Origin of the sequence: Fischerella sp. PCC 9605, from assembly GCF_000517105.1 — a bacterium.
Classification (GTDB): domain Bacteria; phylum Cyanobacteriota; class Cyanobacteriia; order Cyanobacteriales; family Nostocaceae; genus PCC9605.
Genome location: NZ_KI912148.1, coordinates 2,647,039 through 2,663,836, shown reverse-complemented (window position 1 = coordinate 2,663,836; position 16,798 = coordinate 2,647,039). Strand labels below are relative to the sequence as shown.

The following is a 16,798-nucleotide window of genomic DNA, read 5'->3' as shown; positions in this document are numbered from 1 at the left end:
CTCCTTTCAAAAACGCAAGTTCTGGAGTTCTCCAGCTTTGAGCTTTTGGAATTGTAAGAGTGTATCGGGAAGGTTAGGAAACAGATAAAGCCCGGTTGATTCATCCTTGCTAATGGCGATCGTTCCGTTATGAATGCGATCGTAGATCCAGTGGGGTGAAAGTTCTAAAGACTGGGCAACTTGAGGAACCGTAAGATAACCCGAAATCTCGCGGGGATGAGACTGGCTACGGTTTTGAAAAATATGATGTTTAAGCCGGATAGTTTTGACTGTACTGGGCAGGAGAGTTTTGCATAGTGGCGATCGATAACCTTGTGCCGTCAGTTGTTGAGCGATAACTTGGTCATCAATACTTTGTTGGCTCAAACTAACAACCTGAGTTTCCAATTCCTGGGCATTGGTGAGTTCAGCCAATGAACCAACTGGGATTGGCAGGTCAACATTAGTAGTGTCACCACCTTTCCAAATAATCCGAGTGCGAACTGTATCACGTGCAACACGATGAATGACGACCTTATCAATGAGGCAGCGTAGCAGAGATTTTTTTTGCACTTGTGTCAAGGTGCCACTGTGCCAAAGTTCAGGGAGCCTTTGTCCAATGTTAATAAAAGCAGTTTTGAGTTCTTTTGGTAGGTGATCTACTGTTTGAGGCTGCTGACGTTGAGCATAGTTTTCTTGGGCAAGTTTTAGTTCGCGTAAAGCGTTTTCCCAACGCTGTTCTAGTTCGGCCGCTACCAATCGGTTATCCGGGTCAACCCGGTTAAACTGTCTTTCTGCTAGTGCTACTTGATACTGTAAACGTTGTATTTGTTGAGAGTGCGCTCGTTCCACTGTCTCTTGAGACTGCTGTTGGGTTTTGACAGCTTTGTGATAAGCATCTAGCTCTACAACTGACAAAGCTTCTAAAAAGGCATTGACTACGTACTCATCAATTGCATCAGCAGGAATATACTGACAAACAGGCACACGATACTGCTGCCGTAAGGAGTTACAAATATAGCGGGTTGCGCCTTTGTACTGGACAACCATCTTGTGACCACATTCACCACAGTAAACTATCCCATGCAGTAATGCTGCACCAGGGCGAGGGATACCACGAGTTTTATTGCGGTCATACTCAGCATAATTATCCATAAGCTGTGCCTGATTACGCTCGTAGGTTTGCCAACTGATGTAAGCTGGATATACGTCATTGACTCGGATTTTCCATTCGGCCATTGGCAATTGCTTTTGTTGTGGCTGATTTGAAACCAAACCACGTTTGAGAGTACGTGTACGTCCATATACAAATGCACCAGCGTAGGCAGGATTTTTCAGAATTGAGATGATACTTGCCACGCTAGGCTTGCGCCAGAAAATATCACCAAAGCGATTTCTCCGTGGAAGCAACAGCCCTTCACTGTTGAACGTCTGCAACACTTTGGAAGCTGACTTACGTTGCCCAAAAATCTCAAACACTAAGTTAATTCGGTTAATCACCTCACGATTTGGGTCTTTCTGCACCACTCCCAGTTCATCACGAACCAAACCCACAGGTAAGGTGAGTGCCAGTTCACCACGCCTGGCTTTGCTAAGAATCCCAGCACTTAAGCGGGAACGAATCGTATGCAACTCTACTTCGGAAATTTGTCCTTTGAGTCCCAACAATAATCGACCATTGGCACTACTTGGATCATAAACCCCATCTCTGTCAGCAATCAAACAACCTCTGTAACCACACAAGTCCAGCAAGGGATACCAATCTGAGCAATTACGTGACAGGCGAGTAACATCATAAGAGAGGATAATCCCTACTAATCCTAAAGTTACCTGGGCTAACAGTTCTTTAAAGCCTGGTCGCTGTTCTGCGCTGGCGGCGGTAATACCTAGATCAGTGTCAATTACCTCAATGTTATTATCCGACCAGCCCAGTTCTATAGCTCGCTGACGCAGAGCGTATTGCAGACGCAAACTCTCCTGATTGCTGATTAATTGATGTGGGGTAGACTGACGAATGTAGATTATCGCTTTGCGGTTCAGGTGTTGGAGTGTTACTAGCTCTGAGGTACTCATAAATTACCTCCTGGAAGACGGTTTGTAGTTCGTCTGTGATTACTTCTTGGAGTGCTGGGGTGAGGCGTTCCCAGATCTCACGGGGTGGGATTGACATAAAACCTCACATTGTTTGGCTAACGTGACTAACTCAGTCACACTCTCTAATGTGAGCTTAGTACGTAAATACTGTTTTGGGAGAGCTAATTGGGTTGCTGATAAAGGAATGCGTAAGCGCATATGACCTCGATAGGCTACTACCGCATGACCCTCACCACTTGGCGGGGTTGATATGGATATCACTGCAAACCTTCGCCCAAATAGTGGGTGCATCACATCAGTTACTTCTATGTCAGTTAAGTTTGCTGATGGGTTCTTGAGATGGGCATTAAGTAATGGTTTCGTTGAAATCGGTAAGCATGACTCTAATTTCTACGGTTGGTGGTGCTAGCGGCCCGCTTTATGGCACATTTTTTTTACGGGCAAGTACAGTGGTAGCTGGCAAACAGGAACTAACTGACCAGGATATGCTGGCAATGCTGCAAGCAGGATTAGATGGCGTCATTGGTCGTGGCAAGGCACAATTAGGCGATAAAACAATGGTAGATGCCCTATCACCAGCTGTAGCGGCTTTTGAGCAGGCATTGGTAAAAGATCAAGGTATGCAAGCAGCGATGCAACAAGCTGTATCTGCGGCTGAAAAGGGAATGCAACAGACAACACCAATGCTAGCCAAGAAAGGCCGCGCTAGCTATCTAGGAGACAGAAGTGTGGGACATCAAGATCCAGGGGCGACTTCTACTTATTTGATGTTGAAGAGTTTGCTAGAAACTATTGCGATCGACTAATGTGTTTTTTACTTGCATAATTTTCGCGGTCAAGATGTCCGCACTACACAATATTTATAGTGTTTCTCGCTTTGCTGCAATACAGTTGTAACCTCACCCCCTAACCCCCTCTCCGCAAGCAGAGAGAGGGAATTTATTTTGCCCTCCTCGCATGTGGGGAGAGGTCAGACCATACTACATCCAAATCAAAACTGCTATATTTGAGAGTTTCTAGATAATCATTCAAATTTCGAGCTTATAGTTTCTCGTTTTGAGCTTGAAGATTCTCGTTTCAAACTAGAAGTTTCTCGTTTTAAACCTGAAATTTCTCGTTTTGAGCTTGACGTTTCTTATTTTGAGTTAGAAGTTTCTTGTTTTGAGTTAGTATTTCAACTCATGTCTTTAGAGCAACCAATCGCGATCGCTAAAATCCAATCCCGGAAAATATTTAGGTCAATCAGCGCGCCCTAATTTACTTCCAAAATTTGACTAACCCCGTCCAAAAATGGCTAAAATGGGGTTTTTGTGTAAACAGTAAACCCCTGGAAGTCTTGTTTACCAGGGGTTTTGTGTGTTATGCCAGGAACCGGACTTGAACCGGTGACACGAGGATTTTCAGTCCTCTGCTCTACCAACTGAGCTATCCCGGCGAGCGCGCTTGTATTCAACGATTAATCAGTATATCAAACCTTAAATAAGATTGCAACTACCTAAAGAAAAAATTACGTAGTTTTGATTGTCAACTTGATCCAACTGAAAACGGCTACGAAGACTAGGAACTGAACAAGCACAATACTCGGGCCAGAAGCTAGGTTGAAAAGACCCGATACGATAATGCCAGCAATGCTAGTAATGGAGCCAACAATCACCGATTGTAGCAAAAAGCAGCGAAAGTGATGACCAATCAGTTTGGCAGTGGAGGCGGGAATTACCAAAAATGCATTTACCAGTAAAACGCCGACAGCTTTAATTGCTACGGCAACTGCTAGTGACAGCAAGATGACAAACCCGTATCGATACAATTGTACTGGAATTCCTTGAACTTTTGCCACATCAGGATTAAGGGTTAGTAAAATTTGTTGGCGCAGGGTTGATAATAGAAATATGCTGCCTGCAACAAGCACCAGCAAAGTTAAAATCAGGTCTGTTTGATCGATCGCCAAAATATCGCCAAATAATACTGCCATCAAGTTGCCGCGATATCCTTGGATAAGGCTACTCAAGATCACGCCGATCGCTAATGCTCCTGATAGGACTATACTGAGTACGCTATCACTAGCTAAATCAGTTTTGTCGATAAAGTAGATCACAAGCACTCCAAACACCAACGTGAAAGGCAGCAGCATCCAGGTGGGATTTAACTGTAGCAGCACACCTAATGCCACACCCACTAATGCGGCATGACCAACAGCGTGGCTGAAAAAAGACAACTGGCGCAAGGTGACAAAACAGCCAAGTAAACCGCCCAATATTCCCATTAATACAGCACCAGCGATCGCTCGCTGCATGAAGGGAAACTGTAGCAATGTTACTAAGTCATTTGCAGTGGTGACGGCTAACCAGCTTATGTGGCAATCATTAAACAAATTTTTTCCTCGTCATTTATACGGTGATATTTATATTTGAAGTATATAATTTATTACCTTGCATTCAGTAATAATTGTTATATAAACTAGATGTTTATAAGTTTTTTACAATATGTCAGGCAAAAATACTTTTGCTTCCACGGTTACTAATTCTATTCCTCAACCAGAAGTTATCCAATATAATCAGCAATCTCAAACAGATAGCGATCGCGTGCAACCATCTGCAATTGAGGTTCTCAGCAGCGACAAAGCCCAGCGGATGGCGGAATTTTTTAGTTTTTTAGGAGATCCTAATCGTTTGCGAATTCTCTCTCTTTTAGCTGAAAAAGAATTTTGTGTTAGCGATTTAGCAGCTGCACTGAATATGAGTGAATCTGCTGTATCTCATCAGTTGCGAAATTTACGGGTGATGCGCTTAGTTAGTTATCGCAAGCAAAGTCGTCATGTTTTCTATAGCCTCCACGATAGTCATGTTTTGCATCTTTACCAGTCTGTCGCTGAACACCTAGACGAAAAGGATGAATGATCAAAAATTTCATAATTCATAATTCATAATTCTAATGATGGTGTTGGTAGCGACTAAATCCTGGGCCGTAGGTTGCTAAAAGATTTTGTGGTGAGAGGGCAATTTCTGGTACTCCGGTACAAACGATAGTTTGGTTAAGACAAATTACGCGATCGCAATAGCGACTGACCAGATCGATATCGTGAGACACTTGTAATATCGTCCAACTTTCTTCCTGCTTAAGTTCATTCAGCAAAGTATAAAAATCTGCTGCACCTTGTACATCTACTCCAGCAAAAGCTTCATCCAATACTAATAGTCTTCGAGGCATTACCAAACAGTAAGCCAGCAATACCCGCTTTAGCTGACCACCACTGAGAGTACCAATCGCTTGATTTCGCAGATGGTAAGTATCAGTTCGCCGTAAAGCTGTTACTACTGCTGCTGCTTTTTCTTGATTTTGCTGCCATAGCCTTTTAAAAAATGAAATTTCCCTTTTCCCTTTTCCCTTTTCCCTTTTTCCTTCTTTGACCCATCCCAAACCTACCAATTCCCCAACAGAAATCGGAAAGCTGCGGTCAAAGATAAAATGCTGTGGCATATATCCTAACTGATGACGCAAATGCCCCAGTCTAGAAATTGGCAAACCAAATATTTCTATGTTGCCACTACTTCGCGGAATCAAATCTAAAACTGCTTGTACCAGAGTACTTTTACCCCCACCATTGGGGCCGACTATGGCAGTGTTGGTTCCTGGCAACAATTCAAATGAAACATCGCGAACAGCTAGATAGCTACCTTTGTATACACTCAACCCTTCTACTTTGACAACAGGAATATCAATATTCATTAGTCATTGGTCATTAGTCATTAGTCATTAGTTATTAGTCATTAGTCATTGGTCATTCACAAATGACAAAGGACATCTATTTGCAAGCTGATTCTAAAGTTTGTAAATTCTTCTGCATAGCCTGGAAGTAATACTGTGGTTCTTTGGAACCTGTTTCCAAAGAATCTAATTCACGCAAAGTTAAATTCAAGTCACGAGAAAGGCTTGTCAGCAATTTATTATCCGTTCCTGGTTCGCCAAACAAAGCTTTGACGTTGTACTTTTTGACGGCATTGACTGCTTTTTGCACATCTGTTGGCGTCAGCTGATCTTCAGGAATTTCTACTACTGCCACTTGTTTAAGGTTATAGCGTTTTGCCAGGTATGGATAGGCATCATGGAAAGTCACAAAAGTGCAGTTGGGATACTTTTGTAAAGTCTGCCGATATTGATTATCTAAATCTTCTAACTGCTTGATATAAGCTGCTACATTTGCCTCATAATTGCTTTTATTCGCAGGGTCAGCCGCAATTAAGCCATCCCTAATATTGATAACTTGTTGTTTTGCCAAAACAGGATCTAGCCAAACGTGGGGATTACCTTCAGCATGTTCGTGAGTATGTCCGTGGTCGTGTTCTTCCTCTTTGTTCCTCGTTTCTACCACAGGTGAAATTTCTTCCAAGGCTTGAATATTCTTGCTGGCTGAAATTTTTTCCAATTTAGGATTCTGGGCATTTTTGACCGTGTCTTCCAGAAATTCTTCTAAGCCCAAGCCATTTTCTACCAACACATTTGCTGTGGCGATCGCTCTCACATTTTCTGGTGTCGCTTGATACTCATGTATTTCCGTGCCAGGAGGAACCAAAACTGTCACATCTGCCACATCCCCAGTGACTGCCTTGGTAAACCAATACATGGGTAAAAATGTCGTTACCACCTTGATTTTTCCCGAATTGATTGCAGGCGTGGATGCAGCCTCTTGTACTTGCGGTGACTGTTCGGTAGTTCCTCCTTGTTTTGTATTTGTTTGACTACAGCCAGTCCCAACCGACAATACTAACAAGGCAATTAAGGATACTATGCCGCTTTTGTATTGATCTTTTCTACTTTTTATCTGAGTCCGCTTCACAGTCTTCTCTCCTCCTAAAAGATGAGGGTTTTCGTTTGTCAGAAACCCTATTGATACCAAGTTGTGTTCAGATATAGCAATTCGTACCCTCTCCCCCTCCCCTGTTCCAAATTGGGAGAGGGGTACCGACAGGCGGGGTGAGGGAAGTACTATCTTTGACTGCAACCTAGTATGAGAATTAGACTTATTCTAACTATACTATAAAAATAAGTATCATTCTCATTGACAACTTGTATCAAAATAGTAAACATGTTTGTTTTTGGAATCCGTTAGATATACGGACTCGATTGTGTCTGGAAACGCAACCTTAACTCTTTGGCTTACTGGCTGGTTAAAGGCTGTTCTTCCAATTCACATCTTGCATTATTCGAGAGTCAGAGGCTCTGATATGTCGTTACCAGGTTCAACCTGGTAACGAGGATTTGGAGGCTCAGCTTTCTGGCTGTTGCAACTTGTGTAAGATAATCTGCTTTGGAAAAGGTGATATATTACCTCAAAATGTAAATATAAAAACAGATTTAGAATGAATTGCTTAGTTATTATTTCCAGACTTTGTGTTAAAAAATTTGCCAATAACTGATAAATTAATCGAAAACGCTTTTTAATAAAATCTGCTTTTATTAAGCAGAGCCGGGGGCAAATTAAAAAGTAGTGTGAGGAAAAAATGCAAAAATCTTGGAAATCTCTGTTGGTTAGCCCAGCAGTTCTCGGCACAATATTACTAGTTGGTAATACCGCAATTGCTGGAGAAACATCTCCAACATCGGAAGTTAGTGAACCGAATTTGGTAGTCACTCCAGAAAAAAAAGTTGGAAATAATACTCAAGAACAACAAATAGCACAAGTGACCTCGGTTTCTCAGCTGTCGGATGTACAACCAACAGACTGGGCATTTCAAGCTTTACAATCACTGGTAGAACGCTACGGTTGTATTGCAGGCTATCCAAATAGCACTTATCGCGGTAATCGACCGCTGACGCGATATGAGTTTGCTGCTGGTTTGAATGCTTGCTTAGACCGCGTTAACGAATTAGTTGCTACAGCCACAGGGGAGTTAGTAACAAAAGAAGATTTAGCGACATTACAAAAACTGCAAGAAGAATTTTCGGCAGAACTAGCGACTCTGCGAGGTCGTGTGGATACGCTGGAGGCAAAAAATGCTGAATTGGAAGCGAATCAGTTTTCTACAACTACCAAACTGACTGGACAAGTAGTCGCTGTAATCAGCGATGTTTTGGGAGGAGATGATGTCAATGATGTAGATGTTCGAGACAACAATACAACTTTTGGAGCGCGATCGCGCATAGAATTGAACACCAGCTTTACAGGGAAAGATACTCTGTTTACCAGGCTTCAGGCAAATAATATTCAAAATCCTGAGATTGGCACACCAGAGGGTAGCTTGTTCTTTGCTGGTGATGATGGCACCACTGATGTTTTCATTGATGCACTGTGGTACAGATTCTCGCCAACCGAAAGTACAGAAGTGATTGCTATTGCCAATGCAGGCGCAGCAGACGACGTTACCAGTACAGTAAATCTTTTTGACGGAGATGGCGCGTTTGGTGCTTTGTCTACCTTTGGTACACGTAACCCTATCTATTACCAAATGGATGGTGCAGGGTTGGGTGTCACCCAAAACTTCAGTGATTCATTAGCACTCAGTTTGGCATATTTAGCGAGTTCACCCAACGACCCATCTGATGATAATGGATTGTTCAACGGGGGTTACGGCGCTCTAGCACAGTTGACTTTTCAACCAAGCGATCGCTTTACCGTTGGCTTGACTTATATCAATGCTTACAATCAGGAACTGGGTACTGGTAGTAGACGTGCCAATCCTATATCCTTCCTTCAGTCTGAACTTACTCCTCCTGCGGATGTGACTGGAGAACCAGAACCGGTGAGTGTACCATTTTCCAACAATTCCTACGGTCTACAAGCATCCTTTCAATTCAGTGATAATTTAGTTTTGGGTGGTTGGGTTGGCTATACCAATGCCAAGAACTTATCCACTCAAGGAGGGACTATTGACCGTGGCAAGCTTGACATTTGGAACTGGGCAGTTACTCTTGGATTTCCCGACCTTGGTAGTAAAGGCAGCTTAGCGGGCATCATTGTCGGGATGGAACCGAAGGTGACAAGTTCCAGTATTGATCAAATCAACGAAGACGAAGACACTTCATATCACATTGAGGCTTTCTATCAGTATCAGGTGAGCGATAACATCACTATCACTCCCGGAGTCATCTGGCTAACCGCACCCGATCATAACAACAACAACAATGATGCGATCATTGGTGCATTGAGAACTACCTTTAGTTTCTAAGATTTTACGGTTACAAAACCTCCAGACTATAGTTCTCAGGCAATAGCCTGAGAACTATTTTTTGCAACTATAGGAATCCGGTTTGATTATTGAAAAAATCTAAGTACACGTAGGGTGTGTTATCGTGTAGCGTAACACACCCTACGTATCTTTTCAAAAATCAAATACTAGTTCTATATTACATTCTAAAACCCAGCATTACTGTTGAGCTTAATATTTAACCGGTTGCGATGTTAGATTCCCCGTCCTTCTTAATGGTGGGGGATTGGGTACCGGGTATTGGGGATCGCGGATCGGGAAATTACTTATTCCCTATCCCCAGTCCCCTTTAATTAGGTTGTTAAAAAATGTTGTGAAGAAGCGGAAATGCCTTGCAATCTCTGGAAAGTTTGTCAGATTTACCAAAAGCAATAATTCTCAACCATAAATTAAGAGATGCAATTTAGTATCCAGGAAAAAGACTTAATACGACGCATTACAAACCATATCCGTCAAAAGCTAGAACTGCAAGTCATCTTGACCGCAACAGCGGCAGAGTTACGTTCGTTTCTGGAAGTTGATAGAGTGAAAATTTGCAAATTTAATCCAGATGGGAGTGGTCAAGTCATTGCTGAATCTGTAGATAATAATCATCTACCCTCAGTGTTGGGGCTAATTTTTCCTGGGGATGAAATTCCACCGAAAATTCGTGAATTGTACGTTAAAGTACGAGTGCGTTCGATTGTAAATGTTGATACCAAAGAGATTGGTCAAAGTGCTCTGTATAATTCAGAAACAGAGGAGACGATCTCTAAAGAGATCCGCTACCGCTCTGTAGATCCCTGCCATCTGGAATATTTAACTGCGATGGGAGTGAAATCCTCTCTGGTGTTACCCATTCTGCATGATGAGCAACTCTGGGGACTGTTGGCGTGTCACCACTCACAGCCACGTTCAATTCCAGAATCGGAAGTGGAAACGATGCAGATGGTTGTCGATCAGCTGTCAATAGCGATCGCCCAAAGCACCTTCCTCAACCAAGCTCCTGAAAGAGCCACACGGGAAGCTACGATCAAGAACATTGTCACCCTGCTGCACTCACTATCCTCCATTGAGTTCCAGCCAGCTTTAGCACAAGCCGTCATTGCCTTCGGTGGTTCTGCTGGCAGACTTTGCATCAGAAATGAAGCATTGGCTCTCCAAGACGGCTACGTCAAAAGCTTTGCAGACTGTTTGGAAGCCTCCAGCAATCACCTCAAAGTTTATGCCTACGGCAAACAACCCGTAATGCCAGAATTGGCAAAATATCCATTGATAGAGCAATATAGCATTTGGCAGGAACACTATAAGTCTCATAATTATGATGTTTGGGCAATTTCAGACATCTATCAAATTCATGAATTGCGTTTTTTGCAAGTTGCCTTACAATCAACCAAAATTCGTAGCATCTTGATGATTCCACTCCTTTATCGTCAGGAATTGCTAGGATACTTAAGTATTTTCCGGGACGACGTGGAAAAAGAAACCCTGTGGGCAGGAGAATCTGACCCCGACAGGCGTCAACTATACCCTCGTCAATCGTTTAATGCTTGGCGAGAATCCAAAAAGACTCAACCTCGTGAGTGGACGGTCGAAGAAATTGAATTGGCGGATGAGATAGGTAAACAATTTGCCTTTGCTGTTCACGAACATGCGCTACACCAAAAGTTACATACGCTCAATACCAACTTGAAAAGTCAAGTCCAAGAAGGCAAAACCAAGCTGCAACAGTCAACGAAACTACAACAGGCGTTACTTGATGTTGTTGCCAATATTCAAGCCTGTGTTGATCTAGATACGATCTTTCAAACAGCTATCAAACAGGTGTGTCAATTACTGCAAGCTGAGCGTGTTTCTGTTCGTCGTTTCTTTACAGATGGGAGTGATGAATTTAGCAGTGATTTTGAGGTAGCTAGCCCAGAGTGGTCAAATTTGTCCCTACTCGGCATCAACACACTTTGGAACGATACCTACTTACAAAAAACACAAGAGGAACCTGACCGCAACAACGAAGCATTTGCGGTGGATGACATCTACAAAATAGGATTTATTCCCTCTGACATCGAAATTCTCGATCAATATCACATCAAAGCCTTTGCGATCGCTCCTATTGTTGTTGGAGAAAAACTCTGGGGTTTACTTGCAGCTTATCAACACTCCCAGCCTCGCCACTGGCATTCATCGGAAATAAAATTCCTCAGTCAGATGGCTGCCCAACTTGGAGTGGCAATCCAGCAAGCTGAATTAATTGCACGATCGCGTCAGCAGGCAAATGCATTACAAAATGCAACACAACAAAAGCAGGCATTGTTAAGAGTTTTTACCAAGATGCGGCAATCCATTCACTTCCCTACGCAAAATACCGAGTTTGAAGATTTTTGACCAAAATTAGGGGTAGGGTCGAGAGCAAATGCATCTAATTTGCCCAAATTAAAGCATTTCGGAAATCTCTAATACCAAAAGGTATAACTGTTAGATAAAAAAAGACCAGCCTACCACAGCTGGTCTATTGTCTATTAATAAAGTTATTCTTTACGTTGTCTTCTCGATAGAGTAAAACCCAAATATCACGTTCCCAAAACGCAACGGGCAATTTTTCTTAACATTATTGTAACAGTCAACACAGATTTTTAGTTTATTTTTATCAAAAAAAGAAATAGTTAAAGAAAATTAGCCTCTATCTTTAAGAATAATTCACCAAACAGCAGTAGGGGGAGTGGGAGAGTAGGAGATGGGGAGATGGGGAGAATAACCACTAACCACTAACCACTAACCACTAACCACTAACCACTAACTGTTGACTAATGACTAATGACTAACTCTTAACTAACTGCGGTTGTCCCCAAATGATGCGTTCCTGTTTGTAAATCGCAATTCCTGGCTTGGCTCCCTTGGGTTTGTAAACGTGCTTTGGCTGAGTGTAAACTACTGGTATCTGGTCACTTTGACGAGCGCGACTGTAGTAGGCGGCAAGATTTGCAGTAAATTGCAAATCCGCTTCCTCTGGAACAGCACCAGGTTTTAGCCGCAGTAGCACATGACTACCTGGAATTTCTTGAGTGTGGAACCACAGGTCATAATCCCCAGCGATACGAAAAGTTAATTGGTCATTTTGGCGATTGTTGCGACCGATTAATACTTCAAAACCGCTGGGGGTGAGGTAACGATAAAAATTGTTAGTGTTTTCGTTAGTATTGCGGCTGCGATACTCTGGATCTTCTAAGTACTTTTGTTGAACTAACTCCTCACGGATTTCTTCTAAAGCTTGTAAATCTTCTGGTGTTTGGTAGTTTTCTATCTGAGCGATCGCAGCTTCGACTTGTTCTAAATACTCTATTTCGGCGTTAACTTCTGCTAGTAGCGGTTCAACCGCAGAACGAGCGCGTTTGAGTTTTTGGTGCTGTTTGTATAGATTTTGAGCATTTTGCACAGCATTTTTATCTGGTTCGAGCGCAATTTTTACTGGTTTACCAGTTTCAAAGTCAGGGAGGCTAATTTCCTCCATTCCTGGTTTCCAGTCTTGCAGGTAGGTCATCAATAAATCAGCCTTAGTCCGATACTCATCTGCTCGATCGGACTGCTGTAAGCGTTGCTCAAAAGTTTGTGCCTTCAGCCGCAATTTTTCTAAAATATTACTGAGTTTCTGACTCAATTGATGGCGCAGTTGCGAGAAGGTTTGTTGATTTAGCCGATCGGTGTAGTAGCGGTTAATTAATTCTTGAACATCTGTTGCTAATTCAATTCCACCCCAACCAAGTACAGTGTACCCTTCTGCTGTCCAGGCTGGTTGAAACTTCTCGTCTGCCAAGGCTTTTAACCATTCTTGCCAACGCGCAAACAATTTTTGCCAGTCGTCAGGTTGTAGAGTATCGGTGTTAGCTTCTGGATCGATGTTTGCGGCCAAAAGCATTGACTGTAATAGCGCTGGAGAGACGCCACGATAATTTTTCAGCAACTGTCGCTTGATTGCTCCTGGTATTAAACTGACTCGTTCTTGCCAGCGTTGCTGGGATTCGTCCAAACTAGGTATGGCATTAGTGAGACTGGGTGGAGTTTCATAAGGCTGTCCGGTAAGGATGGGACGGACGCTGGATTTTTGTTGGTTAACTTGGTGGGCGACGGTGATAATAATATTGCTGGCATCGGTGAGAATGACGTTGCTGTATTTGCCCATGATTTCTACGTACAGGTGATACAGCGCTGGTTCTCCTGGACGACGAGCAAATTGCAAATCGACGGCACGTTCCCAAGGTGCGATCGCCTCAACTGCTACCAATGCCAAACCACCCAGCTGGTGAACTAGTTGTTGGCTGAAGGTAAAAGTATCTGGCGATCGCGGTGGTGGATTGCCGATGTGCAGGCGCGCTGCTTGGGGATGCCAAGAAATTTCTAGCCAACCTCGCCCTTTGAGAGTACGTAGCGCTATCGAAATAGTATGGCGATCGCGTTGGTAAACCTGTTCCAAGCGCGACGGTAGCCAGTTAGCACGGATGTCGCTACAAATAGCTGTGAGAGTGGTAAAGTCAAATGTTTGCACAACAATTTGTCGTTGAAGTGAGAATCCTGATGGTCAGTATACTTCTATCGTCTCAAATATAAACAAATATAAATATAGTGCTGTACAGCAATCCTGATTCGCAATAACACTACTTGATTTGAGTTATCTACCAAAATAAAAAACGCAGAAGCTAGTTTGAAATAGCTCTCTGCATCAAATCAATAATTAAATGGTAATGGGTAATGGGTAATAGGGACTGGGGACTGGGGATTAGGAATTAATAAATCTTATATTGCCCAATCACCAATCCCCAATCACCAATCACCTGTCACCTGTCACAGAGAAAGCTTATGAACTCATTAACGCTGGTTCTTTCTCTTCAACCTTTGGGTGCAAAAGCTGCGTGTATAGTTCACTCAACTGGCTGGCGACGCCATCCCAACTAAACTTGGTTTCAACTCGCGTTCTTGCACCTTGACCTAACTGATCTCGCCACTGCTGACTGCTGATAATTCGATCAATTGCAATAGCGAAGGCATCCACATCTTGTGGTGGTGCTAGTAAACCAGTTTCTTCGGGTACCACAGTAAACTGAAGTCCGCCTACATCACTTGCCACTACTGGTGTATAGCTGGCCATAGCTTCTATTGCCACCAATCCAAAGGGTTCATAGTGACTGGGGACAACGCAAACATCAGCCGCAGCGTAGTAACTTGGTAGGATTTCTTGACTGAGACGACCAGTAAAGGTGGTAAAATCACTAATTCCTAATTCGGCAACAATCTTCTCAATTCGTTCGCGTTCTATACCGTCGCTATGACCAGGACGGCTACCACCACCAATGATTAATTTCAGGTTTTTATTACCACGAAACTGCGACTGTCCCACAGCACGCACTAGGGTTTCTATGCCTTTACGCGGATCAAAACGTCCCACATAAAACACGACTTTGTCTTCGGTATCAAGTCCCAACTGAACTCTTGCCGCTTGTCGGTCAATACAACCAAACTGCTTAATATCAGTACCGCAGGGAATGATATCAACATTACCTTTTGTGGAAACGAGCGATCGCATATGTTCTTTTTCCTGTGGACTCGTCGCCACTATCCGTTCGGCTGTTTCCAATACCTCTTTTTCTACTGCTAACCGTGTACTGGCAATTAGAGGAATACTGTTGATAGTGTTGTACTTAACTGCTCCTAATGAGTGGTATGTATGAACCTGCTTACTACCTTGAATTTTCTTTAACTGCATCCCTACCCAGCTAGAAAGCCAGTAGTTTGTATGAACTAACGGATATGTAATACTGTTTTCTGTTTGGAATGCCAGAAAATTCTCCACAAATTCTGGCAAATACCCAAACAAATTGTCTCTAGGAACAAAATCAAGAGAACCCGCTTGTAGACGTATCGTTCGACAATTAGGGCTGTGTTGAACTATTGTGTCTTGCTCTGCACTCACCTTGCGGGTAAACATATCAACTTGCCATCCCCGCTGGGCTAATGCTTCACCTACCTGACGAACATAAACATTTTGTCCTCCAGCTTCTTCTTTACCGATTTCGATTGCTGGATCGCCGTGGACTGAAATCAAGGCGATGGGTTGTTCAGTTCTAGAGTTCATAGTTTGTTGGTTTCTTGATTGAACAAGGTGTCAAGCAGATTTTTGTCTAGCTTGTCACCTCAATCATGTGGAAAGTTTAAGTAATCTTTATTTTAATTTAATCTGACAAATATTTTTATACATCTGCGACTAAATGTACTCTACTCAATTCCGTATTTTTATTCATTCTTTTTATAGATAATTGCGAATATTTTATCTAATCGCTTTGAGAAACAAACCTATTTTTTGTATTTAGAATCACCTAAATTGAGTTTAATCTATGCCAATAATTGATATATTCTATGCACCTATCGGATCAAAAAAATCATTTGATTGTGATTTAATATACTTTATACTAAATGGTTACACTACGATTTTTTTAGCAACTTCTTCTTAAATCAACCATTATTAGATGTTGTTCAAAAGTAAAATTAATACATATATTTGATTACTTACTTTAAACTAAGTACATTAGAAAATAAAAGCATTTATTTACACTTATATCTTTTGAGTTATATACTGTTTTATCTAATTTAAGATTGTAAAATTTAATACTTGTATTCACGAAACTTTATATGATCAAACCCTGACATTTATAATTAAAACTTATGAAAATTTATTTTGTATTTGTCTAAACCTAAAAATTTAGAGTGTCATATCCTTTTTTACTGCTAAACTTATCCACCTATTGTCTCTATTTAGGCGATCGCACTGCTTTTTGCCTATTTGCTAATTCTAGGTTCACCAAGCTACCATGCAACAGACGCTATGAGCTTTTATTCACAACGAAGCATAAAAATCTATCTTTCCTTTCCCCTTTACCCCTTTGCCTTTTCCCCATTTTCAAGATAGAAACACTGCACGTAGAACACTACATCTATGGAATGAAGGTGAAGAAGTGCTCAGAAGATAGGACTAGTTCCGGTGAGCCGATCGCACTTGCTGATATGCTGGGAAAGAATTCAAAGACAACAAGCATTGTAGCGAAATAAAAAGCGATTGCAGAAATTAAAGACTCTGCTTCCAGTAAAATACACTTATGCAACTAAAATTCATTCCCGTTGAAGAGTTTTACTTTGCTCTCACCCTAGCGGTTCGGACGCTGGAAGAATTAGATCAACCAGGTTTAATTGAACAAGTGCGATCGCGACTGTTGGCAGAATGCGGTCAGCCTTCTACAGTAGCTCCTGGCAAACAGAATACCTTTAATTATGTATTCAAAGTAGAAGGTATAGACTCCAGCCCCGCGCCTGGGCTGATTGTCTCTATTTCAGACTGGCAAGATAAACTACGCCTTAGCAGCGACTATGGTTGGATGCTAGATCGGCAACGCAAGCCAATCCGCACAGAAAAATTTGACCAGCGATCGCTGTTTACCCAACAGTTGCGATCGCACTTACAACAATGGCTTCAAATACCCTTATAGTTAACTAGCTCGCAGGTA

General features: G+C 42.2%; 11 protein-coding genes, 1 tRNA gene and 1 pseudogene. 5 read left to right on the top strand and 8 right to left on the bottom strand.

What is annotated here, in order from left to right:
* Window positions 1-6 precede the first annotated feature (6 nt).
* The gene (locus FIS9605_RS0114015) at window positions 7-2,052 is read right to left on the bottom strand and encodes a recombinase family protein (protein ID WP_026733148.1); all 2,046 of its coding nucleotides are present in this window, start codon (window positions 2,050-2,052) and stop codon (window positions 7-9) included.
* A 39-nt stretch (window positions 2,053-2,091) separates the two neighbouring features.
* Window positions 2,092-2,334, bottom strand: coding sequence for a hypothetical protein (locus tag FIS9605_RS46600; protein ID WP_442854701.1), 243 nt, complete (start codon window positions 2,332-2,334; stop codon window positions 2,092-2,094).
* Between the two features lie 101 nt (window positions 2,335-2,435).
* Here FIS9605_RS46600 and dhaL point away from each other — a divergent pair.
* A pseudogene (gene dhaL / locus FIS9605_RS37050) lies at window positions 2,436-2,879 on the top strand (dihydroxyacetone kinase subunit DhaL); the annotation flags it as partial.
* 556 nt (window positions 2,880-3,435) lie between these two features.
* Here dhaL and FIS9605_RS0114005 read toward each other — a convergent pair.
* Both FIS9605_RS0114005 and FIS9605_RS0114000 read right to left on the bottom strand, forming a co-directional pair.
* A tRNA-Phe gene (locus FIS9605_RS0114005) sits at window positions 3,436-3,508 on the bottom strand.
* 72 nt (window positions 3,509-3,580) lie between these two features.
* Window positions 3,581-4,426: a metal ABC transporter permease gene (locus tag FIS9605_RS0114000; RefSeq protein WP_026733147.1), complete on the bottom strand. Its 846-nt coding sequence runs from the start codon at window positions 4,424-4,426 to the stop codon at window positions 3,581-3,583.
* Between the two features lie 277 nt (window positions 4,427-4,703).
* Between FIS9605_RS0114000 and FIS9605_RS46595 the strand changes: the two genes are divergently transcribed.
* Entirely contained in the window at window positions 4,704-4,970 is a 267-nt protein-coding gene (locus tag FIS9605_RS46595) for an ArsR/SmtB family transcription factor (protein ID WP_442854708.1), read from the top strand.
* Window positions 4,971-5,001: 31 nt separating this feature from the next.
* Here FIS9605_RS46595 and FIS9605_RS0113990 read toward each other — a convergent pair whose 3' ends face one another.
* Together FIS9605_RS0113990 and FIS9605_RS0113985 are read right to left on the bottom strand one after the other, a co-directional pair.
* Window positions 5,002-5,799, bottom strand: coding sequence for a metal ABC transporter ATP-binding protein (locus FIS9605_RS0113990; protein WP_026733145.1), 798 nt, complete (start codon window positions 5,797-5,799; stop codon window positions 5,002-5,004).
* Window positions 5,800-5,875: 76 nt separating this feature from the next.
* On the bottom strand, window positions 5,876-6,907 hold the full coding sequence (locus FIS9605_RS0113985; protein ID WP_035139570.1) for a metal ABC transporter substrate-binding protein: 1,032 nt from the start codon (window positions 6,905-6,907) through the stop codon (window positions 5,876-5,878).
* A 664-nt stretch (window positions 6,908-7,571) separates the two neighbouring features.
* On the opposite strand from FIS9605_RS0113985, the gene FIS9605_RS0113980 reads away from it, so the two are divergent.
* A complete protein-coding gene (locus FIS9605_RS0113980; RefSeq protein ID WP_026733143.1) occupies window positions 7,572-9,236 on the top strand; it encodes an iron uptake porin in 1,665 nt (554 codons plus the stop codon).
* 435 nt (window positions 9,237-9,671) lie between these two features.
* A complete protein-coding gene (locus tag FIS9605_RS0113975; RefSeq protein WP_026733142.1) occupies window positions 9,672-11,636 on the top strand; it encodes a GAF domain-containing protein in 1,965 nt (654 codons plus the stop codon).
* A 433-nt stretch (window positions 11,637-12,069) separates the two neighbouring features.
* On the opposite strand, the gene FIS9605_RS0113970 is transcribed toward FIS9605_RS0113975, so the two are convergent.
* Entirely contained in the window at window positions 12,070-13,791 is a 1,722-nt protein-coding gene (locus tag FIS9605_RS0113970) for an Rqc2 family fibronectin-binding protein (RefSeq protein WP_026733141.1), read from the bottom strand.
* A gap of 309 nt (window positions 13,792-14,100) precedes the next feature.
* Window positions 14,101-15,375 carry a glycosyltransferase family 4 protein gene (locus FIS9605_RS0113965; RefSeq protein ID WP_026733140.1) on the bottom strand — a complete coding sequence of 425 codons (1,275 nt, stop codon included), beginning with the start codon at window positions 15,373-15,375 and terminating at the stop codon, window positions 14,101-14,103.
* A 1,018-nt stretch (window positions 15,376-16,393) separates the two neighbouring features.
* On the opposite strand from FIS9605_RS0113965, the gene FIS9605_RS0113960 reads away from it, so the two are divergent.
* Window positions 16,394-16,780, top strand: a complete 387-nt coding sequence (locus FIS9605_RS0113960) for a hypothetical protein (protein ID WP_026733139.1) — start codon at window positions 16,394-16,396, stop codon at window positions 16,778-16,780.
* Window positions 16,781-16,798: the final 18 nt, after the last annotated feature.